Raw genomic sequence first — 25,451 nt, forward strand, 5'->3', positions numbered from 1 at the left:
GGGGTCGAAGCCTGGGATTCTCCGCCAAGCTCGTGAGCGTCAGCGGCTGCGCTTCTTGAGCACTTCGTCCTGCCAGGTCTGGCGCAGCTTCTTCAGCTCCCAGGCCCAGACAAAAGGCCGCAGCGCGCGGGCCGGGCGGTACTGGGCGGGGTCGAGCAGGCGCTGCCGCACATCGGCCGGCAGTTCCAGATGCTCCAGGCGGATGGGCCGCGCATAGCCGCGCGCCAGCTGCAGCTGGCCGGGGTCGCTGAAGATGTACTCGCGCGCCAGGAGAGCGGCATTCGGGTGCGGGGCGTGGCGGTTGATGAGGGTGGTGTAGCCGCTAGTCACCGAGCCGTCGCTGGGGATCAGCACCTCGTACTCGCTGGGGCGGCGCACGCGGCTGCGGTGGCCCAGGGCGACGAAATCCCAGAGCAGGTAGACATCGGCACTGCCACGCTGCAGATCGGACACCATGGCATTGCTGTGCACCAGGCGGCCTTGCCGCTCCAGCTTGGCAAAGGCCTCCAGGGCTGGTTGCAATCGGGTTTCGTCCCCGCCCAGGGCGATGGCGGCGGCCAGCACATTGGCGCTGGCCTGGGCCGAGCTGCCGACGCCGCCCACCTGCACGGTGTACGGTCCCTCGAACAGGGCGCGCCAGCTGCCCGGCACCCGGCCACCGGTGCGCCGGGTGTTGACGGCAAAGGCTATCGTGCCGGTGTAGGCCAGGGCCCAGAAGCCGTCCTCGTCACGCGCCCAGGCGGGCAGTTGCGACCAGACCATGGGCTTGTGCGGCCGGCTGATGCCACGCCCACGGGCCACCGCGCCGTATTCGAAGCCGACATCGCCCAGGTCGGCCGTGGCGCGGCTGCCCTCGCTGGCCATGCGCTCGATCTCGTCGGCGCTGTTCATGTTCTCGTCGCTGTGCTCGATGCCGTAGAGCCGTTTCAGATCGGCCCAGATGCCGCCCCAGTTGGCCCAGTGGTCCGGCATGCCGAGGGTGTGCAGCCGGCCCTCGGCGCGGGCGGCTGCCACCAAGGCGGGCGGCGGATTGAACAAAGCTTCAGCGACCGGAGGCGCCATCGGCTGCGCCAGCATCCGTCCGGTGGGCAGGCCCAGGGTACCCAGCAGCAGGTGGCGGCGCTTCATGCGCGGATTGTTACAGCTTGCGCGCTGGCCCGGCTTCGATGCCTGCGTGATCGCGCGGGTCTCAGCCCAGAACGCGCAGGATCTCTTCGCCATACGCTTCCAGCTTCTTGGCGCCCACGCCGCTGATGCCCGCCAGCTCGTCCAGGCTTTGCGGGTTCTGGCGCGCCATCTCGGCCAGGGTGACGTTCTGGAAGATCACATAGGCCGGCAGACCGTGTTCCTTGGCCACCTCGGCGCGCCAGTTCTTGAGCTGCTCGAAGCGCTCCATCGCGTCCTCGTCCAGCTCGATGGGCGCGGCGCTCTTGCCCTTGCCAGTTCCGTCGCTGCGGCTGAGCTTGCCGCGCTTGGGCGCCACGCTGGGCACGCGCAGCAGCAGCTGCACCTCGCCCTTGAGCACGGCGCGGGCGCTGTCGGCCAGGGCCAGGGTCATGTATTCGCCCTCGGTGAAGACATGGCCCAGGGCGATCAGCTGGCGCAGCACGGCGCGCCACTGGGTTTCAGGCAGGTCAGCGCCAATGCCCCAGGTGGACAGGCTTTGGTGGCCGTACTGCGTGACCTTGTCGGTGACCTTGCCGCGCAGCACATCGATCAGGTGGCCGGCACCGAAGCGCTGGCCGCCGTTCTGGTGAAAGCGGTAGATGCAGCTGAGCAGCTTGCGGGCGGCATCGGTGCCGTCCCAGGTGGCGGGCGGCACCAGGCAGTTGTCGCAATTCCCACAAGCGCTGCTCATCTCACCAAAATAGGCCAGCAGGCGCACGCGCCGGCAGTCGGTCGCTTCAGCAAGGGCCAGCAGGGCGTCGAGCTTGCCGCGTTGGCCTTTCTTGAACTCCTCGCCGGCCGGGCTCTCGTCGATCATGCGGCGCTGGTTCACCACATCGGCCAGGCCGTAGGTCATCCAGGCGTCGGCCGGGGCGCCGTCGCGGCCGGCGCGGCCGGTCTCCTGGTAGTAGCTCTCGATGTTCTTGGGCAGGTCCAGGTGGGCCACAAAGCGCACATCGGGCTTGTCGATGCCCATGCCGAAGGCGATGGTGGCCACCATGACGATGCTGTCTTCGCGCAGAAAGCGGTCCTGGTGGCGCTGGCGCACGGCGGCGTCCAGGCCGGCGTGGTAGGGCAGGGCCTTGATGCCGGCGCTGACCAGCCAGTCGGCCGTCTCGTCCACCTTCTTGCGGCTCTGGCAGTAGACAACGCCGGCGTCCTCGCCATGCTCGTCCTGGATGAAGCGCAGCAGCTGATCGCGCGGCTTGCTGTCCTTCTCGACGATGGTGTAGCGGATGTTGGGTCGGTCGAAGCTGCTGATGAAGATGCGCGCCTCTTCCAGGCGCAGGCGCTCGATGATGTCGGCGCGGGTCAGGTCGTCGGCGGTCGCGGTCAGCGCGATGCGCGGCACCTCGGGGTAGCGCTCGTGCAGCAGGCTGAGCGCCAGGTACTCGCTGCGGAAGTCATGGCCCCACTGGCTGACGCAATGCGCCTCGTCGATGGCGAACAGGCTCAGCAGGCCGCGCTCCTGCAGCGAATCGAGCTGGGCCAGGAAGCGCGGGTTGGTGATGCGCTCGGGCGCGGCGTAGAGCATGACCAGGCGGCCGCTCATCATCTCGCGCTCGACATGGGCGGCCTGCTCGCCGCTCAGGCTGCTGTTCAAAAAGGCGGCGTGCACGCCGGCCTCTTCCAGCGCACCGACCTGGTCGTGCATCAGGGCGATCAGGGGGCTGACCACCACGGTCACGCCTTGCTGGCTGCGGTGCCGGGCGATGGCGGGGATCTGGTAGCAGAGGCTTTTGCCGCCGCCGGTGGGCATCAGCACCAGGGCGTCGCCGCCAGCCACCACATGGTCCACGATGTCGGCCTGGGCGCCACGGAAGGCGCTGTAGCCGAAGACTTCATGCAGGATCTGCTGCGGGCGGGCGTCGGAGGAAAGGTCGGCTGATTTCATTGAGGCCGCAATGGTACGCCCCCGGCTCCCCATGATCCGTTAGGCCTTGTGCCGTCATGGCCCTGTCGTTTGAGTTCTGCACATTCCGCGCTGCGCCGGTTGGAACCGGCCATCACCCCCGTGAGCCATCCTTTTCAAGCTCACCCCACAGAACGCAGCAGGAGCCAGCCATGAAGGGCATCAAACACCCCCGCAATGACGAGACGATCAACCCGTCCGGCAATGCGTCCATCTACGACGTGATCGATCGCGTCGACAGCAAGCGCCGCAACTTCGTCAAAGGCAGTGTCGGCGTGGCCGCCTTGCAGGCCGCAGGCGGCCTGACCCTCTCGGGTCTGGTCAACACCGTCCAGGCCGGTCCCGTGCCGGCGGGCCTGGGCTTCCCTGGCATCGGTTTCGAAAGCGTGCCGGCCAGCGTGTCGGTGACCAGCGCACCGGCTGCATCGGCCGTGGCCGACCGCATCACCGTGCCCGCGGGCTATACCGCGGAACTGTTCGTCGCCTGGGGCGACCCCATCATGCCCGGCGGCGTGCCTTTTGCCTCGGACGCCAGCAACACCGCCGCCGAGCAGGCCAAGCAGTTCGGTGCCCACAACGACGGCATGGCCTTCTTCCCCTTTGTGGGCACGGACGGCCGGCCCAGCGTGGACCGCGGCATCCTGGCCATCAACAACGAGTACACGCCTGAAGAGATCCTGACCCCCGCCGGCATTGCTGGCGCCAACCTGGCCGCGGTGCGCAAGTCGCAGGCCGCCCATGGGGTGTCCATCCTGGAAGCCCGCCGCCGCAACGGCAAGTGGATGGTGGTCAAGAACTCCGTCTACGGCCGCCGCCTGACCGCCAACACCAAGACCCGCATCTCGGGCCCGGCCGCCGGCCATGCCCTGATGAAGGCCAACGAGTACCTGATCAGCGACACCGGCAGCCAAGCCACCGGTCGTCAGACGGATGGGTTCACCGCCTACGGCACCATCAACAACTGCGCCAACGGCGTGACGCCCTGGGGCACCTACCTGACCTGTGAAGAGAACTTCAACGGCAACTTCGGTTCCAACACCGCGGTGCCTGCGCCCACCGCCGGCGAAGTCGGCAAGATGTTCAACCGATACGGTCTGACCAAGGACGGCTTCAACTACAAGTGGCACACCCAGGACCCGCGTTTTGATCTGAACGTCAACCCCAACGAAGCCAATCTGTTTGGCTGGGTGGTGGAAGTGGATCCCTACGATCCGAAGAGCGTGCCGGTCAAGCGCACGGCCCTGGGTCGCTTCAAGCACGAGAGCGCCCAGTATGTGGTCGATGCGCAAGGCCATCTGGCCGTCTACATGGGTGACGACGAGCGCAACGAGTACATCTACAAATTCGTCAGCGCCGGCAAGTTCAACCCGGCCGATCGCGTGGCCAACCGCAATCTGCTCGATGACGGCGTGCTCTACGTCGCCAAGTTCGACGCCGATCTGAGCGGCCAATGGTTGCCCCTGCTGCCGGGCACCGTGGGTGTGGACGGCGTGGCCCTGCGCGACAACCCGAACTTCGCCGGTGCCAATGATGCCGAGGTGCTGGCCAAGATCCTGATCAAGACTCGCATGGCCGCCGACGCTGTCGGCGCCACGATGATGGACCGCCCGGAGTGGACCGGCGCCCGTCCGCGCATCGGCGGCTTCAACAAGATCGAGATCTACTGCACGCTGACCAACAACAACCGTCGCGGCAGCAGCGCCACGCCTTCGTCGAACAAGGCCGATGGCACGACAGCCGCCGGCTCGGCCCGCCCCGCCGTCGACGCCGCCAATCCGCGCGAAGACAACATCTACGGCCACATCATTCGCTGGCAAGAGACCGGCGACACGGTCAAGGCCACCAGCTTCGCCTGGAGCTTGTTCCTGCAAGCCGGTGACACCAAGACCACCAAGCCGGCCAAGGCCACCAACAACTACAAGGGCAATGTCGTGGCCGACCCCTACGGCAGCGCCGATTTCGGCGCGCCGGACGGTTTGTGGTTCGACCCGTTCGGCCGCCTCTGGGTGCAGACCGACCAGATCGGCGATGCCTCGGGCGACTGGAAGAACATCGGTGCCAACTGCATGGTCTGCGCCGACCCCAACACCGGCATGGCTCGCCGTTTCCTGACCGGTCCCAATGGCTGCGAAGTGACAGGCATCGCCATGAGCCCGGATGGCAAGACCATGTGGGTCGGTGTTCAGCACCCTGGCGAAGACGCCACGCCGACCAATCCCGAGTTGAAGTCGCGCTGGCCGGCCAACCAATGGGGCGTGGAGTCCGACGGTGTGACCTCCCTGCCCTTCGGCCGCCCGCGTTCCGCCGTGGTGGTCATCACCAAGGACGACGGCGGCGTCATCGGCAGCTGAGGCGCCTGCGCCGGTCGCCTGGTGGCGGCCGGCCTTGTTGCCCAGCCGTGCATCTCATCTCTCCATTGGAGCAAGTCATTTCATGAAAACCTGTCTCAAGACCCTGGCCCTGGCGGCCTGCTTTCTGGCCGGCGGCGCCCATGCCGATGCGGTCGATTCCGATGCGGCCTTCGGCTCGGCCCTGCGCGTGAGCTTCAACGGCTTTGATGGCCTGATCACCCGCGACCCCGTGGAGCTGGGCCTGGCCGAAACCGGCCGTCGCGTGGTGCTGAACCCGGGCGAGGGCACGGAAATTGGCGCCAATGCGCGCGATCTGGGCGAGAACGGCCTGTGGGGCGCCCGCGGCAACCCGCTGGACGGCCTGACGCCCACGCCCACCGGCAGCGGCAACTTCCTGGCCAGCAGCAGCGGCCCGGTGCACTTCAGCTTCGGCGAAGCCGTGCAGAGCGTCGGTGCCTATCTGAATCAGTTCCGCCTCGACGGCGAGACCCCGAGCCTGCTGCTGACCGCCTACGGTCAGAACGGTGCCGTGCTCGAGTCCTTCAGCTACAGCATCCAGACCGCCTTCGACAGCTACAACGAAGGCAAGTTCCTGGGCTTTGTGCGCGCCCAGGCTGACATCTACGGCTTCAGCGTCGCCGGCAGCAACGTCAGCCTCGACGAGCTCAGCTTCGCCACCCCGGTGCCGGAGCCGCAAAGCGCGGCGCTCTTGCTCGGCGGACTGGGTCTGCTGCTGGCCTGGGCTCAGCGTCGCCGCCCCCAGGCCTGAGCGGCGCTTTCGCTTCGCTTGGATTCGCAAGGGGCTGATGGCCCCTTGCGGTCATTGGAGGGCGCAGGGTTTTCCGTCAAGATGGCTCACCCCGCATCTGCAAGGAAGGAAGGCGCCCGATGGCTGAGGACTCCCACGACAAGGCCGCAGATTTGCGGCACAAGCTGATCCGCAATTTCAACCAGGTACCGCGCGAGCGCTACACGCGCCCGCCGCTGTACGACAGCCTGGTCGGTGCCGTCTCGGACGGCACGCTGGCGCGCAAGCTCGGTTGCGGCATCGACACGGTGGCGCCGGGTCAGCAGAGCTGCCCTTACCACTTCCATCACACCCAAGAGGAGATGTTCATCATCCTCGAGGGCCAGGGCACGCTGCGGGTGGCCGGTGAGCGGCTGCCCATCCAGGCCGGCGATGTGATCTTCATCCCCTGTGGGCCTGAATACCCGCACCACATCCTCAACACCTCGGAGGCCGAGCTCAAGTACCTGAGCATCAGCACCCAGGAGCGGCCCGAGGTCTGCGAGTACCCCGATTCAGGCAAGCTCGCGGTGTTCTCGAAAGGCCCGGCCTTCATCCAGCGCCGAGACAAGGGCCTCGATTACTGGGACGGCGAGCCCTGAAGATCGAGCGGCGCGCGGCCCTCGTTGTTGCCGCCGCCATTGCTGCTGGCCGCCCCCCTGGCGTTGACCAGCGCCGGCTTGTCGCCACGGGCGTTGATGCGCGAGATGCCCGACGATTGGCGCTGCACCTCGGGCCGGCCCCAGAAATCGACCTGGCCGAAACCGGAGACCGACACCGCCAGCTGCTCGGTGGCCCAGACCTCGGCGTCGCCGATGCCGCTGATGCTGATGCCGGCGCGTGCCACTTGCAGGTTCTCGGCCTGCAGCCGGCCCTTGCCGGAGACGCGCAGGGTCAGCTCATGGGCCTGGCCGCTGATGCGGCCGGTGCCGGCGCCCGAGATGCCGAAGTTCAGCTTGTCGGCTGTGAGCTCGTCGAAGCGCGCGCTGCCGGCGCCCGAGATGGTGATGGTCAGCTGGGCGCAGCGGAAGGCGCCCGGCGCGTGCAGATCACCGGCGCCGGACAGGATCAGGTGGTTGAGTCGGCGCAGGGTTACATCGATCTGCGGGCGCTGGCTGCGCCACATCTTCCAGCCGTCGACCGAGCGGATCTGCAGCCTGTCGCCGCTGTAATCGAGCTCGATCTGCTTTTGCGCCTCGGCGTCGCCGGCCACGAAGACCTGGTCGCGCTCGCCCTGGATCAGGCGCACATTGGCCGTGCCCGACAGTTCCAGCCGCTCGAAGGGGCGTGAGATGTAGAGCTTGCCCTCGGCCGCCGGCGCGGCCGCTGCTGCGGGGGCTGCATTGGGGGCGGGCGCTGCGGGCGCCGCAGGGCTGATGGGGGCCACCGGCGCCGCACCGGGCTGCGCCATCACCAGCTCGCTCATCAGGCAGGCCAGCAGGCCTGTGCTCAGCAGCTTCCAGCTCATATCGATTGCTCCCTCAGTTTCTTGGACACATCGCGGTTGGCGGTGAAGCGCGTGCCGTCTTGCATCTGCACGATCAGTTGCGAGTTCTCGTCGGGTGTCATCGACACCACGAAATCGAGGTTGACGATGCAGCTGCGCTGCAGCTTGATGAATCGGCCGGGGTCCAGGCGCTGCTCGAAGGCGGTGATGGGCAGGTTGACCAGGTACTGGCGGCCGCCGCTGGCCACGGCCGTGTACTTGATGTCCGAGCGCAGGTACTCGACCGTTTCGACCTGGATGGGAAAGATCTTGCCCTGGTCGCGCACCAGCAGCCGGGTCATGGGCGAGGTGTCGGGCTTGGCCGCCGCTTCCAGCGCCTGGGTGCTGCTGGGCTGGGCGCTGCCCTCGCTGCCGCTGCGCTGCAGGGCATGCTGCACCGCCTCATTGAAGCGCTCTTGTGAGAAGGGCTTGAGCAGGTAATCGGCCGCATGCAGCTCGAAGGCGGTGATGGCGTGCTCGTTGTAGGCGGTGGTGAAGATCACCCACGGCACGGCGCCCTCGCCCTTGGCCCCATCCTCGGCCAGAGCGCGCAGCACCTGCAGCCCGGTCAGGCCCGGCATATTGATGTCCATGAAGACCAGCTCTGGGCGCAGGCTGCGGATTTGCTCCAGCGCGCTCAGGCCGTCGGCGCAGCTGGCCACCAGCTCCAGCTGCGGCAGCTGGGCCACCCAGTCGGCCAGGGCTTCGCTGGCCAGGGGCTCGTCTTCGGCAATCAGGGTGCGGATGCGGGGCATGGCAGTGGCGTTCATGAGGGTCAAGCAAAAGGATCAAGCAAGCGGGGCCTGGGGAATCCACAGGTCGACGCGGAATCCCGCACCCGGTGCGGTGTGGATGTGCATGCGGGCGCGGCCGTTGAAATCGAGCGCGAAGCGGCGGCGCAGGGCGCCCAGGCCGATGCCGCCGCTGCGGTGGCCGCTGGGGGCAAGGCCGTTGGCGTCGGACTTGTCGCCCGCCTCGGGCTGGTTCAGCCGCGCCGGTTCGCAGCCGGCACCGTCGTCCTTGACGGTCAGAGCCAGGGCTTGCGTCAGCGCATCGCGGCGCGAGCTGATGCTGATGCAGCCGCCCTTCACGCTGGGCGAGATGCCGTGGATGATGGAGTTCTCCACCAGCGGTTGCAGGGTCAGGGGCGGGATCTCGTCCTGCAGCGTGTCCGGGTCCAGCGCCCATTCCACGCTCAGGCGCTGGCCCAGGCGCAGCGACTCCAGGGCCAGATAGTCGCGCACAAAGCCCAGCTCTTCTTCCAGCGTCACCCGGTCGCTGACGGCGCGTTTGCTGTCCAGCACATAGCGCAGCATGTCGGAAAAGCGCAGCAGGCCTTGCTCGGCCGCTTTGGCATCCTTGCGGGTCAGGGCGATCAGGGAGTTGAGGGTGTTGAAGAGGAAATGCGGGTTCAGCTTGCCGCTGATGGCGGCCAGCTCGGCGCGGGCCAGGGCGCTCTCGGCCTGGGCGGCGGCCACGGCATTGCGGCGCGCCCGGCGTGCGTTCAGCACCGCGGTGAAGCCGGTGGCCACCGGCACGTAGACAAACACGCCGGTGATGGCGCGCCAGAGCGCCGTCTGCATCAGCGTGGCCTCGGCATGCTCGGGGCCGAAGAGCAGGCTGGCGAGCACAAAATCGCTGGCCATCCAGCCGCCGCTGAACAGCAGCGCCGCCGCACCGTGCAGGCCGGCCAGGCTGAGCAGGCCGAACTCGCGCTCCTGCAGCCACTGCGCCCAGGGATAGACCAGGACGCCCATCAGCATGGGCGCCCACAGCGTCAGCGTCGCCTCGTAAATGGCCGACCAGAGCTGCCACACGCCCTGCTGACCGCGCTGGTAGTCGAGCCCGGCCACCACGTAAAGCAGCCAGGTCAGCAGGCAGGCGCCGCCGTAGGCCAGCCAGAAACGCCGGCGGCTGCCGGTGTTCCAGCTCTGGCTCGGGTTCAGGGGCGTGGTGCTGCTGCGGTCCATGGCGGCATCTTAGGCAATGCCCAGGTCCGCCCGGCGCCTGTCCTGACTAAGTGCAAGAAGCAGGGCGCCAACTGCGGCGCCCCCGGTCCGGCGTGGTGGGGCGCTTGCCGCCCAGGGCTCCTTGGGGCTTGCCCGCCCTGGGGCCCGCAGCCGGGGCGGCATAATCCGGGGGTTTGGATATCAGCAGCTTGCGGAGCAGCGCCTATGGCCTCGGTCAATAAAGTCATTCTCATCGGCAACCTGGGGCGCGACCCCGAGTTGCGCTACAACCCCAGCGGCGTCGCCTTCTGCACCATCAGCCTGGCCACCACGCGCAATTGGAAGAACCGCGAGACCGGCGAAAAGCAGGAAGAAACCGAATGGCACCGTGTGGTGTTCAACGACAAGCTGGCTGAGATCGTCGGCCAGTACTGCAAGAAGGGCCGCCCGCTCTACGTCGAAGGCCGCCTGCGCACCCGCAAGTGGACCGACAAGGAAGGCAAGGACGTCTACACCACCGAAATCATCGCCAATGAAATGCAGCTGCTCGGCGGCCGCGATTCCGGTGATGAAGGTGGTGGTGGTGGCGGTGGTGGTGGCTACGGCGCCCGCGAAGCCCGTGGTGGCGGCGGCGGTGCTGGCGGCTACGGCGGTGGCGACGACTACGGCGACGCCCCGGCCCCGCGCGCTCCGGCCCGCCCGCCTGCACGCCCTCCGGCGGCCGCCCGCCCGGCGCCCGCCCCGGCTCCGCGCCCGGCGACCGGCTTTGACGATATGGATGACGACATCCCGTTCTAGGAACTACCTTTACCTCAACGGTAAACAAAGAGCCCCTCGCCTCCATGGCTTGGGGCTTTTTTCTTGTTGCTCATGAATGGGGCCCAATGAAGCCTCTGAGCTGTTGGCAGCTACCTTTGGGAAAGTGTTAATTTCTGGTGCAGCTGAAGTGCTTTTTGAAGGCAGCAGTGAATGCCAGGGGAACTGACCTGCCCCCTGCTGGTGCCGGCCACGCTGACTAACCGTTTCGGTTCGTACTGCTCGCATTGCTTGCTTGCTCAGAGTCGCAATTACTAGATGCGAAAGGGCTTCACGAGGCTTATTCTGTTGAAAAAGTCCCTACCTCGACCCGCTTGTGCACCGTACAATTTGAGTGTTAGCAGGTCGAATCTTGGAGGGCGCCGAGATGATGGGACGACAAGCGAGCGGGCAAGATCGGTTGTTCTATTCGTTCAACCTCGAAGACCACATTCCCCAGAATCATCTGCTGCGCGGCATTGATCGCTGCCTTGACTTCGCTGGCCTGCGTGAGCACCTGGCCGAGCATTACAGCCAGATCGGCCGCCCGTCCATCGACCCTGAGTTGATGCTGCGCATGTTGGTCGTCGGGTACTGCTATGGCATCCGCTCCGAGCGCCGCCTGTGCGAGGAGTTGCACTTGAACTTGGCCTACCGTTGGTTCTGCCGACTGAGCCTGGAAGACGCCGTACCCGATCACTCCACTTTCTCGAAGAATCGCCATGGGCGCTTCCGTGACAGCGGCGTGTTCCGTTGGTTGTTCGATGAGGTCGTGCGTCGCTGTATGGCAGCCGGCCTCGTCAAGGCTGAGGGCTTTGCAGTAGATGCCAGCATCGTGGAGGCCGATGCCAGCAGCCAGCGTGGTGTGGCTGGCACCGAGTCGGTTGACTGGAAAGATCCAGCACTGAGCACACGCGCCGTGCGCGAGTACCTGGAAGGATTAGATGCCGAAGCCCTTGGCAAGGTCCTACCCAAGAAGATTTCGCTGACCGACCCACAAGCAAGTTGGACGGCGGCGACGGGCGGCCCCGCGTTCTTCGCCTACTCGACGAATTACCTCATCGATGCCGAGCATGGCGTGATCATGGATGTCCAGGCCACGCCGGCCCACCGCACCGCCGAGGTCGAGTCGACCAAACTGATGGTTGATCGAGTGCAGGAGCAGTTCGGCCTCAAGCCCGAGCGGTTGATCGGCGACACGGCCTACGGCACGGCGCCCATGCTGAGTTGGATGGTGGACGAAAAGGGCATCGAACCCCATGTGCCCGTCTGGGATCGCACGCAGCGCGATGACGGCACGCTCTCAAGCAACGAGTTCACTTGGGACGAGCAGGCCAAGGAATACACCTGCCCACAAGGTCGCCCGCTGCGCAGCCAGTGGCGCGTCTTCAAGATTGAGCGCAGTCACATCACCAAGGCCGACACTGTGATTTACCGTGCGAGCCAACAAGATTGCGCCAACTGCCCCGAGAAGCAGCGCTGCTGCCCCACCACCCCTATGCGCAAGATCGTTCGCAGCGTTCACGAAGCCGTACGGGACGTAGGGCGCAAGATTGCCACCACCGAACAGTACGAGTGCTCACGTTGCCAACGCAAGAAGGTGGAAATGCTGTTTGCCCACCTGAAGCGAATCCTGCGGCTGGATCGCTTGCGCCTGCGAGGACTTAGTGGCGCGATGGACGAGTTCACGATGGCTGCGGCAGTACAAAACCTGCGTCGTTTGGCGATGCGGGTGCCGCAAGGTCCACCAACTCAAGGCACAGCTACGCCCGCTTGAGGCGAAACCCCATCGATTAACCTCAAAACCGGGTCGAAAGACCTGGTTCAGACGAAGAAAAGGTGAGTTGAGCGCCTTCGCCTTCCCTTCCGCAACGTCGCCTTCGAGCCGATCAGCGACTTTTTCAACAGAATAGACCCGTTGCAGCCCTTCGCCTCATGCATACGTAAGGCTCCTGTTCTGTGGCAAGCGGTCACTCATCACAAGACCTCGCAGGTCCTTGATCGGTCTGGATGAAGGGTACGTGGGGGGCCTATCGAAGTGTTAGCTCGGGCATGGCACTCGGCCCACAGCGAGCCCAGTTCTATCCGTTTCGCTGATAGAAGGCGAGCGTCTGACTAGGGGGCGACACTCCCGAGCAGGAACTCGCCGTCGTCCTGCTGACGTCGCACACGCTTGGACCTGCCGGTTGTCGTGGGAAACCCAATGGACTCGCCAACATACGAGATCTGAACGACTGGCGTACTGGCTGAGGGGATTTGAACGGCAGGTGTCAGGCTGGAAGGGATCTGGGCGGACGGAGTTTGGGTGGATGGGATCTCAACGGGAGGAAAGGGAGGCAAGGTCTGAGCGCGCTCGATCTGGAGCCGCGGCAACCCTTGGAGAAACTCTGTCGCGAAATCCAACGTGGCGTCCGACGGTAGCCGCGACTTGACCAGCTGCGGGATGATCTGCCGGCGGCGCGGGGCCCGCGGCATGCCTGCCCATCGCAGCACGTCGGGCTCCCCGGGATATCGTCCGTAAAAGCTGGTGATCGCTCCGGCCCAACCTTTGCCAGCGCCGAGCGCCTGGACCTTGTGAAAGGCCAGAGGATCAGCGTCGAGAAGCGAGTTGCCCAGCAGCGAGGCGGCTTCCTGCAACAGATTGACGCCCTCGGTGAAAACGGGCCAGCCGTTAGACAGGCTCTCTCGCAGGAGACTGAGCGGGTTGAAATCCGCCGTGTGCGTACGGCGGCCATCGCGCAGCAGCCGGGCGCAATGCACGATAGCTGTATCGGGCAGCCAGCGGAAGTAGCGCGACAGGTTCTCGAACCACTTCAGGGGTACTTGATCCGCCGCATCGACCCGCAGCAGGAAGTAGGCGGCGGCCACCGCACCGACGGGATCATCAAACTTGGTGCGGAGAAGCTCGCGCGCGACCTGCACCGGATCGGCAACGGCGTTCATCGATCGGATCGCGTCACGGGACAGGAACTCAAGCAGTGTCTCCGCACCGGAGCGGAAGCCGGTTACGACGACCTTAAGTTCATCCGCTCGCGGATCGCTCGAGTCCTTGGGCGTGATCAGCACGCGCGCGCGCCCGTTTCCGGGCAGAGCGACAAAGCGCCACGTGACTTTGGAGCCCCCGATCTGCATCAGCCAGTTCGATGCGTCCAGCTGCAGATCCATCTGCCAGGCTGAGCGACTGCGGTGTGCCTCCAAGGGTTCCACGGACACCCGGTTCCATTCGCCGCCCTCAAACTTCCAGAGGCGTAGCCACACCTTCGAGAACTCGTCCATACCGAGATCGAGGTCTGCTTGCGGACTGGCCAGGCGACTGCGTGGGTTGAGCTTGGGAATGGCCCAGGCCGACCATTCATTGGCCGATGCATGCGTCGGCTCGAAGACCACTGTATAGGTGCCCGTGCCCGATGGGTTACTCATGTCCACCCGTTGCGTGACGGTGCGCCCGGACGGCCAGCTCAAGCGCACGAAGGCAAGTTGGACCTCTTCCGGGACGCTCAGCTGGGACGGCTCACGCGCGCGCGCGGAACCGACGGTCAGCACGGCGCCGTCGGCGTCCAGCACCTTAACCGGCAGCGCTGCGCCCGGATCCTGGTGTTGTTCGAGCAGACGGGCGTCGCTCGGGTAGTCCAGCAATACGACGATGTGCTTCATGGCTGCGACTTCATCGTGAAAAGGTACATCGGGGGCTCCAACTCCTCGTCGGCGTGCAAGAGCTGGGGCAGAGCGCCGGCGGGGTCCAGCGCGCCGACCTCGTAGATGCCACGCGGGAGCTCCACCTTGAAGACCTGATCGACCAGCGTCTGCGCGACTCGCTTGTTACCCTTGGACGATTCGAGGTACATCTCGTACAGCGCTCGTCGCTGGCTCGGCGCCAGGTCTAGGCGAACCTTGACCTTAGGCACGAAGGCTCGTCGCATGAGCGGCACGACCGGGCCTGTGACCAGTTGCTCGGAAACCTGCTTGTTGTTGCTCGCGTCGGCTAGGTCCGGTTCGTTCTGCGCGAGCAGAGTTCGCACTGCCACCGACAGGTTGTCGCCGTCCACCGTCCAGGTTTTTTGGCCCGGGTCCTTGGTGCCACAGTAGCCCGACAGCGCGCAAATGAGCGCGGAGGTGAACCTGGACACTGTGGGACCCAGCGGCGCGAAGGCGAGCTGCCCCTCACCGGTAGCGTGAATCACGGTGACATGTTTGCGCGACACATCCGTGCCAAGGTCCGCCGGCAGCAGCGGCGGCGGTTGGGCCCCCAGCGTCATGGCAAGTGCGCGAGGGATGTTGCGGCAGGCGTCAATGAAGAAGAAGACTGACCCTTGGATCTCTCGTTCGACGGCGCGCACCGTCAGCGAGACGTTGAAGGCCTTTGTCCACGGCTGTGCGGAGTGGCCAAACTCCTGCGCGAGTAGGTAATGGTCGGAGACCATCACGCCGTGACCGCAGAAGTAGAAGATGCCGACGTTGTCAGGATGGCTCTTGAGGCGGTCAAGCCAGTCCTCGAACGCCTGCTGGATGGCGTCCTGCGTCGCCTCGTCGAGCGTGACCGGGCCAGCCGGCGTGGCGATGACCACCGGCTGCTCGGCCGATGCGAGGCCTTCGATCGAGGCCAGTGGCGCGTCAGGGTTCTCGAACACCCCCGCGCCGGCGACCGGCGATAGAAACCAGTCGATCAGCGCCTTGGCCGAGACCGGAGGAGACTCGAGTTGCTCGAGTCCCATCGGGTCCGCAGCGAGCTTGGCCGTTCCGTTCAGCAGATGGGGGTACTTCCCGACACCGATGGTCAGCACGTGCGTGCCTGCCTGGCCGGCTACCGCGTTGTTCAGCAGGAGCGTCACTGGGCGCCGGCTCCGGCGGCGGCATCGGCCTCCTTCAGGCGCGCGGCCATGCGCTTGTAGAAGCTTGGGCGCTCGAAGTAGCCGCCATGGGCGCCCATCGTGCTGTAGCCAGTGTCGTAGCTGAAGTCGGTCACGGCATCGACGACAGGCTTGAGCTGGTAGCTGAGGACGTCATTGGTGTCGAACACATTGAGCCAGCGCTTGATCCCCTTGGGGCGAGCCACGTGGTCCTTCTTCGGGTCGGCCGGGATCTTGGGATCGCTCACCTTGTACAGCTTCATCTCCTCGAACAGACCGACCTGGGAGCCCACAGTGATCAGGCAGTCGATGCTCAGGGTCGGGTCGAAGTAGGTCAGGATGTCGTAGACGATCTCCCCCCCGAAGCTGTGCGCGACGACGATGAGCTTGTCGTCCTCGGTGCGCTTTGCCTGGGCCGCACGCAGCGCCGTCAACACCGTCGTGACTATCGGACCGGGGGCGTCGACCGTGCCGCGGCTGTTCAGGTAAACGAACGCATCACCGGCGAAGCGGGTGACGGCGGTATTGAGCTTCTTGCGCAGAAGCAGGCCCGCGACCCCAGTCGCGACCTCCGGCGCAGCGTTGACCAGGCGGGACGCGCCTTCCTTAATCGAGTCAAGGATCTTGCTCAGTGGGCCGAAGCTCTGCACCACGCCGGCCTTGGAGCTGCTCACGAGCAGATCGGCAAAGTTCTTCGGGCCAGCGGTCGCGAGCCAGGCCGGTTGCGGGTTGACCTTGGCGTACTCGCTGGCCAGCTCGTACGACCTAGCCAGGTACCGTGCTTCGTCTTCCGACTTGGCGCCCGCCATCGCCGAGGCATAGAGGAGGTCCACGGCGGCCGATAGATCGATCTTAGCCAGCGTGACGAGATCCCCACTCTGATTCGATTCGGCCAGCAAGCCGGCCACCCGCGCGCGGGCCTGCGCTTCCTGGTCGGCCCCAAAGGATGCGACCTTCGTGGACGAGTCCGGCAGCACCGCCATGTTCCAGGCGAACTTTGCGCCGAACTCGCCCCAGTAGGGGCTGATGACCGTGAGCTTGTCAGCACTCAACCCGAGTGCCGGCGCCACGTACTCGCGCAGAAATCCATCTCGCGCCTTCTCGTTTTCCCGGTAAGCGTCTCCATCTCGATTGTTGACGCCATGGATGAACACTATGGGCATGCGGGGCTCCCTGTAATCGATGTCCCGGCCTTGAGCAGGCTCCGGCCGCAGAGTTGTTTTCCGGGATCATGTTGCCACGGTCTCGAACGCTCAGCAAAACTCATTGATCGATGGTGCAAAGGCATCATCAAACGAAAGGATGACGCTTGAATTCCGCTCGTGAGATGCGGTTAGTTTCGACCGCCCGACGCTGCCAGCGATGATGAGGTGTTGACTTCGTTTTGCTCGGCCTCTGGTTGCTAGCGCTGCAACGTCACGAGCCACCTGCGATCCGCGCCGCCGGACCGGCGACAGCCAGGTCGCTGCCAATTTGTACGGGCGCTGGTTCCCGACGAACGGGGCCGTTTCTCAGTTGTTGCGCGAGTGCCTCATGCGCGGCCGCGCGATGGTCATCGCGGTAACGGGAAGCCGCCTGGACGCGGTACGCACCGATGGCGTTCAAAGTGGGCCCGATCTTTCGCAGCCCTTTCAATGTCACGTTGATTCGTGCGACGGCCTCCAACATGCGTCTGGTCATCAAGATGCTCTCCGCATCAGCGTTAGCAACTCCCCCAACGCCTGCGGCTCCTGCCGATGCTTGCCCGTCGCCCAGGAGACCGTGTCGATGCCAGAACGTCTCGACCTGGTGAAAGCCAGCGGCGATCTGGGAGGTGTCGGGATTGAACGCCTTGCAGCGCTCACTTTTCAGGAGCATCTCGAGCGACACGAGCCATCGGTCAAGAGGGGCTGGATGAGTCGCGCTTGCTTCCTCGATTCCTCGACCGGATCGCTTATGGATCATCAGGAAGAGGGCTGTCGATGCTGCCGACCAGACATATCCCATGTCCAGATTCCCCACGCCACGCAACATCCCCTTGATGACATGCAGGCATTGGATGTCGGTTTGCGCTGAAGTTCGAACTATTTGCGCTGAACTTCGAACTCGAGCAGCTGTGGATCTGAATGCTTGAGCCGTCGAGAAGGCCGAGATTCAGACCCTCCGGCGCCTCAGCCCTACTCCCCCTAAAGAGGGCACACCCCGGTGGGATGGATGCTCTGCAAGCTATCGCGGATGCTTCTGCCATCGTTGTAGGAGAACTGCATGCACACCGCCCGCCAACCCGTCGGCCACAAATTCACTTCAGCATTGCTCAAGGCATTGCGGCGAACTGAATCACTGCTTGAGCTACGCCTTGAGGCGAAAGAACGCGCTGAAGCGCTTCACAGCCTTGAAGTGACAGAGTCCACCTGGGGAGCGTGGGAGCTGGCAATGCAAGAGTGGAATTCGGAGTTGGTTTGCTAGGCCCGGTGTTGCTGTTCCAATCAACCGGGAGCGTCCTGGCGAATTGCTGCTCCGCAGCGGTTGCGGTCGCACGTCGGTCGGGGCGACCGGCAGAAATGCACGACCAACCGGCCAATGGTCAGGATACAAGTACCTGCTTCTAAGCGGCGGGCACTGGCTTAACGATGCGCGGCGAGCGCAGCACTCGGAGCAAGGTGCGGCCTATAGGACTACACAATCCTTGGCGAACCATTGCGAAAAGGTCCGGTGGATGTGCGCGTGAGTTTGAAAGACTCGCTGCCTGCCCTCGTTGGGGATCAAGTTGTACCCATCCATCTTCTTCAGCCAGTCGCGTTCGCCCCAATTGCACCAGACGAGGACTTGGCGAGTCTCCTTCAGGTACCGGCGAAGCAGATCCGCTCGGACGTAGAGCAGCTTGTGCTTGTCGCCAAAGTGGCCTTCGCCTGCTTGCCTGTAGAGAGTTGCGGGGCGACCGTTCGCATCGAAGAAGTCGACTTCGCGATTGCGGCAGGAAAGGCCAAGACGTTGGATGAGGCTCGGCGCCGGAATCTGGAAGCCAGAAAAAGTGTTGAGTGTCGAGTGGTAGGACTCCCACCCAAATCCGACAGACGGCAGCTCTAGTCGGACACCCGGAACATGGCGGGTGGTCGGCACATCGAACTCAAGGACGGAAGCGTCTTCGTCGTCCACTGCCGCGCCTGACATGGAGGCGATCTTGATGGTGAGAGATTGTTTCTCACCGGCGCTGTAGTCGCGCTCGTAATCATCGAACGCCTCCGCCATCTGCCGCCTGTATAGGTCATTGTTTTTCAGAAGATGCCGCGCGAAGCTATTGCGGTGGCCTGGTTCTCCTGCGAACACGTAGTGGTCCTCGCCTCCCTCTGGGATCTTTTGGTTTCCTGGGTAGTCAATCGACAGGAACTTCGACCGGAGGGTGTCCAAATCCTTCTTGGCTACGAACAATCCGCGCAGGAAAGCGAAGAGCTCTCGGTCATGCTGGCTAGATCTGGCACCCGTCCTGCCCGCAGCTTGCGCCTTGCGCCGAGTCCATGGGGGCCGGTGATTCCGTGGCCACCTGATTCAGTGCGGCGACGAACATGTCCGTTGGCTGGGCACCCGACAGATAGGCCTTGTTGTTGAAGACAAACAGCGGCACGCCATTCGCAATGCTGTTGGCGTGTTTCTCGTCTTGCTCGATCTCGCGCGAACGGTCGAAGTCGATGGCCGCCACCTGCGTCTCGGAGAGGCCTTGCTGTGACGCAATGCTGCGCAGCACTTCGCGGTCGAAGATGTCCCGACCCTGGGTGATGCTGGCCAAAGACAAGGCCTCGATCATCGTCTGACGTGCGGCTTCGCTGTCCAGGTGCTTGACCAGCGCATGGGCATCCCGCGTGTCCCCGAAGCGCATGGTGTCAAAGTTGTAGACCAGGCCCTCCCTGGCACCCTGCTCGGCCACTGCGGCCATCATCTGACGTGCCGATTGTTCGCTGCCGAACTTCATCTTGAGTGCAGCGCCGAAATCGTTCGGCGCCATGCCCTTGGCAATGCGGTAGGCCTTGTGGGTGACCGTGACTTGCACCTGCCCGGTGAGGCGCTCAGCGGCCTGTTCCAGGCGGCGCTTGGCGATCCAGCACCAGGGACAGACGAAGTCCGACCAAAGCTCAACGTGTACGGTTTTCAAGGAAATGCTCTCTCTGTGAAGGTCAAGGGAGACGAAGTGCCAGAACCCCTTAAGCGCTCGATTGCCGCTCAAGGGTCAGCACTGGCCGTGTCAGAACGGCCGTGAAGCGGCCTTATTTCCGCGCCGGCGGCACATCCGTGCAGCTGCCATGCGCCACTTCAGCCGCCATGCCGATGCTCTCGCCCAGCGTGGGGTGCGGGTGGATGGTCTTGCCGATGTCCACCGCGTCGGCACCCATCTCGATGGCCAGGGCGATCTCGCCGATCATGTCGCCAGCGTGGGTGCCGACAATGCCGCCGCCCAGGATCTTGCCGTGGCCATGGGCCTCGGGGCTGTCGTCGAAGAGCAGCTTGGTGAAGCCCTCGTCGCGGCCGTTGGCAATCGCGCGGCCCGATGCAGCCCAGGGGAACAGCCCCTTCTTGACCTTGATGCTTTGGGCCTTGGCCTGCTCCTCGGTCAGGCCCACCCAGGCCACTTCGGGGTCGGTGTAGGCCACGCTGGGGATCACGCGGGCGTTGAAGGCGGCCGATGCCAGCTCCTTGTTGCCCTGCAGCTCGCCGGCAATGACTTCGGCCGCCACATGCGCCTCGTGCACCGCCTTGTGCGCCAGCATGGGCTGGCCCACGATGTCGCCGATGGCGAAGATGTGCGCCTGGTTGGTGCGCATCTGGATGTCGACGTTGATGAAGCCCCGGTCCGTCACAGCCACGCCGGCTTTGTCGGCGGCGATCTTCTTGCCGTTGGGCGTGCGGCCCACTGCTTGCAGCACCAGGTCGTAGAGGCCTTCGCTCTTCGTGCCATCCAGGCCTTCGAACTGCACCTTGATGCCTTCGGGCGTCGCTTCGGCCCCGACCGTCTTGGTCTTGAGCATGATCTTGTCGAAGCGGGGCTTGTTCATCTTCTCCCAGACTTTGACCAGGTCGCGGTCGGCGCCTTGCATCAGGCCGTCCATCATCTCCACCACGTCCAGGCGTGCACCCAGGGTGCTGTAGACGGTGCCCATCTCCAGGCCGATGATGCCGCCGCCGACGATGAGCATCTTCTTGGGCACCGCTTTGAGCGCCAGAGCGCCGGTGCTGTCGACGATGCGTTCGTCCTGCGGGAAGAAGGGCAGGCGCACCGCCGCCGAGCCGGCGGCGATGATGGCGCGCTTAAAGCGCAGGGTCTGGGTCTTGCCGGTCTTCTCTTGCGAGCTGCCGGTGGTCTCTTCCACGCTCAGGTGGTAGGGGTCGATGAAGCTGCCGTAGCCGCGCACGACCGTGACCTTGCGCATCTTGGCCATCTGGCCCAGGCCGCCGGTGAGCTTGCCGATGACCTTCTCTTTGTGGCCGCGCAGTTTGTCGATGTTGACGCTGGGCGCGCCGAAGTCCACGCCCAGATCGGCCATATGGCTGACCTCGTCCATCACCGCAGCCACATGCAGCAGGGCCTTGGACGGGATGCAGCCGACGTTCAGGCACACACCGCCCAGGGTGGCATAGCGCTCGACCAGCACGACCTTGAGCCCCAGGTCGGCCGCGCGGAAGGCGGCCGAGTAGCCGCCGGGGCCGCCGCCCAGCACCAGCACGTCGTACTCCGCATCGGCGCTGCCGGCATAGCTGGCGGCTTGCGGGGTGGCCACCGTGGGTGCAGCCACGGGCGCAGTGGCAGGCGCTGCTGCGGGCGCTGCTGCCGCTGCGGCAACGGCCGGCGCCTCCAGCATCAGGATCAGCGTGCCTTGGTTGATCTTGTCGCCCAGGCCCACCTTCAGCTCCTTGACGACACCGGCATGCGAGCTCGGGATCTCCATCGAGGCCTTGTCGCTCTCCACCGTGATCAGGCTCTGCTCGGCCTTGACCGTGTCGCCGGGCTTGACCAGCACTTCGATGATCGCCACGTCCTTGAAGTCGCCGATGTCCGGGACCTTCACTTCAATCAATGCCATGCTGTGTTCCCGATCAAAGTGCGATGCGGCGGAAGTCCGCCAGCAAGGACGCGAAGTAGACGTTGAAGCGCGCCGCAGCGGCGCCGTCGATCACGCGGTGGTCCCAGGAGAGGGACAGCGGCAGGATCAGGCGCGGCACAAAGGCCTTGCCGTCCCACTTGGGCTCCATGCTGCTCTTGCACACGCCCATGATGGCCACCTCGGGCGCGTTGATGATGGGCGTGAAGTACTTGCCGCCGATGCCGCCCAGCGAGCTGATGCTGAAGCAGCCCCCGCTCATGTCGGCCGGGCCCAGCTTGCCCTCGCGAGCCTTCTTGGCCAGCTCGCTCATCTCCTGGCTGATCTGGAAGATGCCCTTCTGGTCGGCGTCCTTGATCACCGGCACCACCAGGCCACTCGGCGTATCCGCCGCGAAGCCGATGTGGAAGTAGTGCTTCATCACCAGCGTGCCGTCCACGTCCAGCGAGCTGTTGAACTCGGGGAACTTCTTCAGCGCGGCGACCGCGGCCTTGATCATGAAGGCCAGCATCGTGACCTTCACGCCGCTCTTCTCGTTCTCCTTGTTGAGCTGCACGCGCAAGGCTTCGAGCTCGGTGATGTCCGCTTCGTCATGGTTGGTGACGTGCGGGATCGTGACCCAGTTGCGGTGCAGGTTGGCGCCGCTGATCTTCTTGATGCGGCCCAGTTCCTTGCGTTCCACCGGGCCGAACTTCTCGTAGTCCACCTTGGGCCAGGCGAGCAGTCCGGGGAAGGCCCCAGTGCCAGCAGCGCTGCCTGCGGGCGCGGCCGCCTTCTGCGCCGCGGTCTGCGCCGTGCCGGCCATCACCGCCTTGACGAAGCCCTGGATGTCGCTCTCGACTATGCGGCCCTTGGGGCCGCTGCCCTTGACCTCGGCCAGCGGCACGCCCAGCTCGCGCGCCAGCTTGCGCTTGCTGGGGCTGGCGTGCGGCAGCGGGCCTTGCGGAGCTGTGGGTTCGTGCGCGGGCATGGCGGCAGGCGCGCTCAGCACGGGGGGCGCAACAGGTGCCGCAGCCGGCGCCGCAACAGCTGCTGCCGCAGGTGCTGCAACGGGTGCCGGCGCGGACGGCGCGGCAGCCGGCGCAGTTGTTGCCGCCGTGGGCGGACTGACCGGCGCCGCGGCGCCGCCCGCAGCAAGCTCCATGCTGCCGATCAGGCTGCCCATGGACACCTTGTCGCCCAGCTGGAGCGCCAGCGAGCGGATCACGCCAGCCGCCGGGCTGGGGATCTCGATCGAGGCCTTGTCGCTCTCCACCGTCAGCAGGCTCTGCTCGGCCTTGACGGTGTCGCCCGGCTTGACCAGCAGCTCGATCACCGCCACGTCCTTGAAGTCGCCGATGTCCGGCACGCGAAACTCGATCACCGGGGCTTGTGTTTGCGGTGCATTCATTTCAGCAGCTCCAGGGCGATTGAGACGCGGCCTTGACACCGTACTTGGCGTGAGCCTGGGCCAGCACATCGGGCGTCAGGGTCCCGGCGTCCACCAGGCTCTGCAGCGCGGCCAGCACCACCTGATGGCGGTTCACCTCGAAGAACTCGCGCAGTTTCTGGCGAGTGTCGCTGCGGCCGAAGCCGTCGGTACCCAGGGTGCTGTAAGGCGCGCCCACGTACTCGGCGATCAGCTGCGGCCAGGCGCGCACATAGTCGGTGGCGGCGATCACCGGCAACTTGCCGGCCAGCAGCTGCTGCACATGGCTTTGCGCCTGGCTCAGGCCCAGACGGCGCTCGCGCTGGCACTCGCGGGCATCTCGCGCCAGCTCGCTGAAGCTGGTGACGCTGAAGACCTCGCTGGCGATCTGCCAGTCACTGGCCAGCAGCTCGGCCGCGGCGATGACCTCGCGCAGGATGGTGCCGGAACCCAGCAGACGCACCTCGCCCTTGGGCGCGGCCACCGTCTGCTGGCTGAGGCGGTACATGCCGCGCAGCAGGTCGGCGTGCGCCTCGGCCGGCAGCGAGGGCTGGGCGTAGTTCTCGTTCATCACGCAGACGTAGTGGAACTCGTCCTGCTGCTCCACCATCATGCGGCGCGTGGCGTGGTCCAGGATGACGGCCAGCTCGCCGGCGAAGGCAGGGTCCCAGGCGCGGCAGTTGGGCACCATGGCGGCCATCACGAGGCTGGAGCCGTCCTGGTGCTGCAGGCCTTCGCCGCCCAGCGTGGTGCGCCCGGCGGTCGCGCCCAGCAGCAGGCCACGGGCGCGCTGGTCGGCAGCGGCCCAGATCAGGTCGCCCACGCGCTGGAAGCCGAACATCGAGTAGTAGATGTAGATCGGCAGCATGGGCTGGCCGTGCACCGAGTACGAGGTGGCCGCAGCGATCCAGGAGGACAGCGCGCCGGCCTCGGTGATGCCTTCTTCCAGCAGCTGGCCGTCGGTGGCCTCGCGGTAGGACAGCATGGAGCCGGCGTCCTCGGGCTCGTACTGCTGCCCTTGCGGCGAGTAGATGCCGATCTGGCGGAACAGGCTGGCCATGCCGAAGGTGCGGGCCTCGTCCGCGACGATGGGCACGACGCGCGGGCTCAGCTCGGGCGCCTTCAGCCAGGCGCCGATCATGCGCACCGCGGCCATGGTGGTGGACATCTCCTTGCCCTCGGCCTGCAGCGCGAAGCCGCCCATGGTCTCCAGGCTGGGCACAGGCACCGCAGGCGCCTCGCGCTTGCGCGCCGGCAGCGCGCCGCCCAGGGCCGCGCGGCGCTCGCGCAGGTACTGCATCTCGGCGCTGTCATCGGCCGGCTTGTAGAAGCGCAGCGCGGCGACATCGGCGTCGGACAGCGGCAACGCGAAGCGGTCGCGGAAGGCGATCAGCGCGTCCAGGTCCAGCTTCTTGGACTGGTGGGCCGTCATGCGCGACTCACCCGCGCCGCCCATGCCATAGCCCTTCTTGGTCTTGGCCAGGATCACGGTCGGGCGGCCGCTGTGCGCTTTGGCGGCGGCAAAGGCGGCATGCAGCTTGCGGAAGTCGTGGCCGCCGCGCTTGAGCGCGTCGATCTCGGCCTCGCTCATGTGCGAGACCAGCTTCTGCACCTCGGGGTTCTGGCGGAAGAAGTGCTCGATGTTGTAGGCGCCGTCTTTGGCGCCCAGGGTCTGGTACTGGCCGTCCACCGTGTTGGCCAGGGCGCGCAGCAGCACGTTGTCGGTGTCGCGGGCGAACAGCGCGTCCCAGTCCGAGCCCCACAACACCTTGATCACGTTCCAGCCGGCGCCGGTGAACAGGGCTTCGAGCTCCTGGATGATCTGGCCGTTGCCGCGCACCGGACCGTCCAGGCGCTGCAGATTGCAGTTGACGATGAAGGTCAGGTTGTCGAGCTGCTCGCGCGCGGCCAGGGTCAGGCCGGCGATGGATTCGGGCTCATCCATCTCGCCGTCCCCGAACACGCCCCAGACGTGGCGGCCCTGGGTCTGGGCCAGGCCGCGGTGCTGCAGATAGCGCATGAAGCGCGCGTGGTAGACGGCCGTGATGGGCCCCAGGCCCATGGAGCCGGTGGGGAACTGCCAGAACTGCGGCATCAGCCAGGGGTGCGGGTAGGAGCACAGGCCGCCACCGTCCACCTCCTGACGGTAGCGGGCCAGGTTCTCCTCGCTGAGCCGGCCTTCCAGGAAGGCTCGCGCGTAAACGCCGGGCGCGGAGTGCGGCTGGAAGAACACCAGATCGGCATCCCTGCCCTCGCCGTCGCCCTTGAAGAAGTGGTTGAAGCCGACCTCGAAGATCTCGGCCGCCGAGGCATAACTGGCAATATGCCCGCCCAGCTCACCATAGGCCTGGTTGGCCCGCACCACCATGGCCAGAGCATTCCAGCGCATGATGGCGGTGAGCTTTTCCTCCACGGACAGGTCGCCCGGATAGGCGCCCTGCTTGTCCAGCGCAATGGTGTTGCGGTAGGCTGAGTAAGGATGGGCGTGTGGGAAGAGCCCCAGGTTCTGGGCCTGGGCTTCCAGCTGCTCCAGCAGGAACAGGCCGCGCTCGCTCCCTTCGGCCTCAATGACAGCGCGCAGCGCTTCCAGCCACTCTTGCGTTTCTTGTGGATCGGTGTCGGCGGCCTGGCGCAGGTGCGCGAGCTCTCGGGCCGAAAGGATAGGTTTCATGAGGTGGGAC

Annotated in this window: 20 protein-coding genes; 6 read left to right on the forward strand and 14 right to left on the reverse strand. The window is 65.5% G+C overall.

Annotated features, from left to right (window positions below):
• Window positions 1-39: 39 nt before the first annotated feature.
• Both OOB33_RS04360 and recQ read right to left on the reverse strand, forming a co-directional pair.
• Window positions 40-1,128 carry an ABC transporter substrate-binding protein gene (locus OOB33_RS04360; protein WP_271007797.1) on the reverse strand — a complete coding sequence of 363 codons (1,089 nt, stop codon included), beginning with the start codon at window positions 1,126-1,128 and terminating at the stop codon, window positions 40-42.
• A 61-nt stretch (window positions 1,129-1,189) separates the two neighbouring features.
• On the reverse strand, window positions 1,190-3,061 hold the full coding sequence (gene recQ, locus OOB33_RS04365) for a DNA helicase RecQ (protein ID WP_271007798.1): 1,872 nt from the start codon (window positions 3,059-3,061) through the stop codon (window positions 1,190-1,192).
• A gap of 170 nt (window positions 3,062-3,231) precedes the next feature.
• On the opposite strand from recQ, the gene OOB33_RS04370 reads away from it, so the two are divergent.
• The 3 genes from OOB33_RS04370 to OOB33_RS04380 all read left to right on the forward strand — a co-directional run bounded on the left by OOB33_RS04370 (window position 3,232) and on the right by OOB33_RS04380 (window position 6,819).
• Window positions 3,232-5,430, forward strand: coding sequence for a PhoX family protein (locus OOB33_RS04370; RefSeq protein WP_271007799.1), 2,199 nt, complete (start codon window positions 3,232-3,234; stop codon window positions 5,428-5,430).
• An 82-nt stretch (window positions 5,431-5,512) separates the two neighbouring features.
• Window positions 5,513-6,199: a PEP-CTERM sorting domain-containing protein gene (locus OOB33_RS04375; protein ID WP_271007800.1), complete on the forward strand. Its 687-nt coding sequence runs from the start codon at window positions 5,513-5,515 to the stop codon at window positions 6,197-6,199.
• Between the two features lie 119 nt (window positions 6,200-6,318).
• Complete coding sequence (locus OOB33_RS04380) at window positions 6,319-6,819, forward strand: cupin domain-containing protein (protein ID WP_102768706.1); 501 nt, start codon at window positions 6,319-6,321, stop codon at window positions 6,817-6,819.
• Here the strand turns inward: OOB33_RS04380 and OOB33_RS04385 are convergent.
• From OOB33_RS04385 to OOB33_RS04395, 3 genes are read right to left on the reverse strand one after another with little or no spacing between them, the layout of a single operon-like run.
• On the reverse strand, window positions 6,798-7,685 hold the full coding sequence (locus OOB33_RS04385; protein ID WP_271007801.1) for a head GIN domain-containing protein: 888 nt from the start codon (window positions 7,683-7,685) through the stop codon (window positions 6,798-6,800). The genes OOB33_RS04380 and OOB33_RS04385 overlap by 22 nt on opposite strands.
• Window positions 7,682-8,473: a LytR/AlgR family response regulator transcription factor gene (locus OOB33_RS04390; protein WP_271007802.1), complete on the reverse strand. Its 792-nt coding sequence runs from the start codon at window positions 8,471-8,473 to the stop codon at window positions 7,682-7,684. Before OOB33_RS04390 ends, OOB33_RS04385 begins: the two co-directional genes overlap by 4 nt.
• A gap of 18 nt (window positions 8,474-8,491) precedes the next feature.
• A complete protein-coding gene (locus OOB33_RS04395) occupies window positions 8,492-9,673 on the reverse strand; it encodes a sensor histidine kinase (protein WP_171828588.1) in 1,182 nt (393 codons plus the stop codon).
• 204 nt (window positions 9,674-9,877) lie between these two features.
• Between OOB33_RS04395 and OOB33_RS04400 the strand changes: the two genes are divergently transcribed.
• On the forward strand, window positions 9,878-10,450 hold the full coding sequence (locus OOB33_RS04400; RefSeq protein WP_271007803.1) for a single-stranded DNA-binding protein: 573 nt from the start codon (window positions 9,878-9,880) through the stop codon (window positions 10,448-10,450).
• A gap of 385 nt (window positions 10,451-10,835) precedes the next feature.
• Complete coding sequence (locus OOB33_RS04405; RefSeq protein WP_271007804.1) at window positions 10,836-12,224, forward strand: IS1182 family transposase; 1,389 nt, start codon at window positions 10,836-10,838, stop codon at window positions 12,222-12,224.
• A 338-nt stretch (window positions 12,225-12,562) separates the two neighbouring features.
• Here OOB33_RS04405 and OOB33_RS04410 read toward each other — a convergent pair whose 3' ends face one another.
• The 4 genes from OOB33_RS04410 to OOB33_RS04425 form a co-directional block, all read right to left on the reverse strand.
• Window positions 12,563-14,101 carry a hypothetical protein gene (locus tag OOB33_RS04410; RefSeq protein ID WP_271007805.1) on the reverse strand — a complete coding sequence of 513 codons (1,539 nt, stop codon included), beginning with the start codon at window positions 14,099-14,101 and terminating at the stop codon, window positions 12,563-12,565.
• Window positions 14,098-15,276, reverse strand: coding sequence for a caspase family protein (locus tag OOB33_RS04415; RefSeq protein WP_271007806.1), 1,179 nt, complete (start codon window positions 15,274-15,276; stop codon window positions 14,098-14,100). The genes OOB33_RS04410 and OOB33_RS04415 overlap by 4 nt, the downstream gene beginning before the upstream one ends.
• The gene (locus OOB33_RS04420; RefSeq protein ID WP_271007807.1) at window positions 15,273-16,457 is read right to left on the reverse strand and encodes a hypothetical protein; all 1,185 of its coding nucleotides are present in this window, start codon (window positions 16,455-16,457) and stop codon (window positions 15,273-15,275) included. Before OOB33_RS04420 ends, OOB33_RS04415 begins: the two co-directional genes overlap by 4 nt.
• A 253-nt stretch (window positions 16,458-16,710) precedes the next feature.
• Window positions 16,711-17,280 (reverse strand): hypothetical protein, encoded by a 570-nt coding sequence (locus tag OOB33_RS04425; RefSeq protein WP_271007808.1) that lies wholly within the window; start codon window positions 17,278-17,280, stop codon window positions 16,711-16,713.
• A 258-nt stretch (window positions 17,281-17,538) separates the two neighbouring features.
• On the opposite strand from OOB33_RS04425, the gene OOB33_RS04430 reads away from it, so the two are divergent.
• A complete protein-coding gene (locus OOB33_RS04430; protein ID WP_271007809.1) occupies window positions 17,539-17,739 on the forward strand; it encodes a hypothetical protein in 201 nt (66 codons plus the stop codon).
• A 201-nt stretch (window positions 17,740-17,940) separates the two neighbouring features.
• Here the strand turns inward: OOB33_RS04430 and OOB33_RS04435 are convergent, their stop codons facing one another.
• The 5 genes from OOB33_RS04435 to mdeB all read right to left on the reverse strand — a co-directional run bounded on the left by OOB33_RS04435 (window position 17,941) and on the right by mdeB (window position 25,441).
• Window positions 17,941-18,681, reverse strand: a complete 741-nt coding sequence (locus OOB33_RS04435; RefSeq protein WP_271007810.1) for a hypothetical protein — start codon at window positions 18,679-18,681, stop codon at window positions 17,941-17,943.
• Between the two features lie 58 nt (window positions 18,682-18,739).
• Entirely contained in the window at window positions 18,740-19,420 is a 681-nt protein-coding gene (locus OOB33_RS04440) for a DsbA family oxidoreductase (RefSeq protein ID WP_271007811.1), read from the reverse strand.
• Window positions 19,421-19,532: 112 nt separating this feature from the next.
• Window positions 19,533-21,344, reverse strand: a complete 1,812-nt coding sequence (gene lpdA, locus OOB33_RS04445; protein WP_271007812.1) for a dihydrolipoyl dehydrogenase — start codon at window positions 21,342-21,344, stop codon at window positions 19,533-19,535.
• Between the two features lie 13 nt (window positions 21,345-21,357).
• Entirely contained in the window at window positions 21,358-22,752 is a 1,395-nt protein-coding gene (gene aceF, locus OOB33_RS04450) for a dihydrolipoyllysine-residue acetyltransferase (protein ID WP_271007813.1), read from the reverse strand.
• Between the two features lies 1 nt (window position 22,753).
• Window positions 22,754-25,441 carry an alpha-ketoglutarate dehydrogenase gene (gene mdeB / locus OOB33_RS04455; protein WP_271007814.1) on the reverse strand — a complete coding sequence of 896 codons (2,688 nt, stop codon included), beginning with the start codon at window positions 25,439-25,441 and terminating at the stop codon, window positions 22,754-22,756.
• Between the last annotated feature and the right edge of the window lie 10 nt (window positions 25,442-25,451).

It is taken from the genome of Paucibacter sp. B51 (assembly GCF_027863535.1).
Taxonomy (GTDB): domain Bacteria; phylum Pseudomonadota; class Gammaproteobacteria; order Burkholderiales; family Burkholderiaceae_C; genus Paucibacter_A; species Paucibacter_A aquatilis.

Bases quoted from the DNA above. Each gene is read 5' to 3' on its own strand.
- recQ (WP_271007798.1), bottom strand. From the start codon at position 3,061: ATGAAATCAGCCGACCTTTCCTCCGACGCCCGCCCGCAGCAGATCCTG.
- lpdA (WP_271007812.1), bottom strand. From the start codon at position 21,344: ATGGCATTGATTGAAGTGAAGGTCCCGGACATCGGCGACTTCAAGGAC.
- OOB33_RS04400 (WP_271007803.1), top strand. From the start codon at position 9,878: ATGGCCTCGGTCAATAAAGTCATTCTCATCGGCAACCTGGGGCGCGAC.
- OOB33_RS04375 (WP_271007800.1), top strand. From the start codon at position 5,513: ATGAAAACCTGTCTCAAGACCCTGGCCCTGGCGGCCTGCTTTCTGGCC.
- OOB33_RS04420 (WP_271007807.1), bottom strand. From the start codon at position 16,457: ATGCCCATAGTGTTCATCCATGGCGTCAACAATCGAGATGGAGACGCT.
- OOB33_RS04425 (WP_271007808.1), bottom strand. From the start codon at position 17,280: ATGGGATATGTCTGGTCGGCAGCATCGACAGCCCTCTTCCTGATGATC.
- OOB33_RS04410 (WP_271007805.1), bottom strand. From the start codon at position 14,101: ATGAAGCACATCGTCGTATTGCTGGACTACCCGAGCGACGCCCGTCTG.
- OOB33_RS04390 (WP_271007802.1), bottom strand. From the start codon at position 8,473: ATGAACGCCACTGCCATGCCCCGCATCCGCACCCTGATTGCCGAAGAC.
- OOB33_RS04405 (WP_271007804.1), top strand. From the start codon at position 10,836: ATGATGGGACGACAAGCGAGCGGGCAAGATCGGTTGTTCTATTCGTTC.
- OOB33_RS04395 (WP_171828588.1), bottom strand. From the start codon at position 9,673: ATGGACCGCAGCAGCACCACGCCCCTGAACCCGAGCCAGAGCTGGAAC.
- OOB33_RS04380 (WP_102768706.1), top strand. From the start codon at position 6,319: ATGGCTGAGGACTCCCACGACAAGGCCGCAGATTTGCGGCACAAGCTG.
- OOB33_RS04360 (WP_271007797.1), bottom strand. From the start codon at position 1,128: ATGAAGCGCCGCCACCTGCTGCTGGGTACCCTGGGCCTGCCCACCGGA.
- OOB33_RS04385 (WP_271007801.1), bottom strand. From the start codon at position 7,685: ATGAGCTGGAAGCTGCTGAGCACAGGCCTGCTGGCCTGCCTGATGAGC.
- aceF (WP_271007813.1), bottom strand. From the start codon at position 22,752: ATGAATGCACCGCAAACACAAGCCCCGGTGATCGAGTTTCGCGTGCCG.
- mdeB (WP_271007814.1), bottom strand. From the start codon at position 25,441: ATGAAACCTATCCTTTCGGCCCGAGAGCTCGCGCACCTGCGCCAGGCC.
- OOB33_RS04370 (WP_271007799.1), top strand. From the start codon at position 3,232: ATGAAGGGCATCAAACACCCCCGCAATGACGAGACGATCAACCCGTCC.
- OOB33_RS04430 (WP_271007809.1), top strand. From the start codon at position 17,539: ATGCACACCGCCCGCCAACCCGTCGGCCACAAATTCACTTCAGCATTG.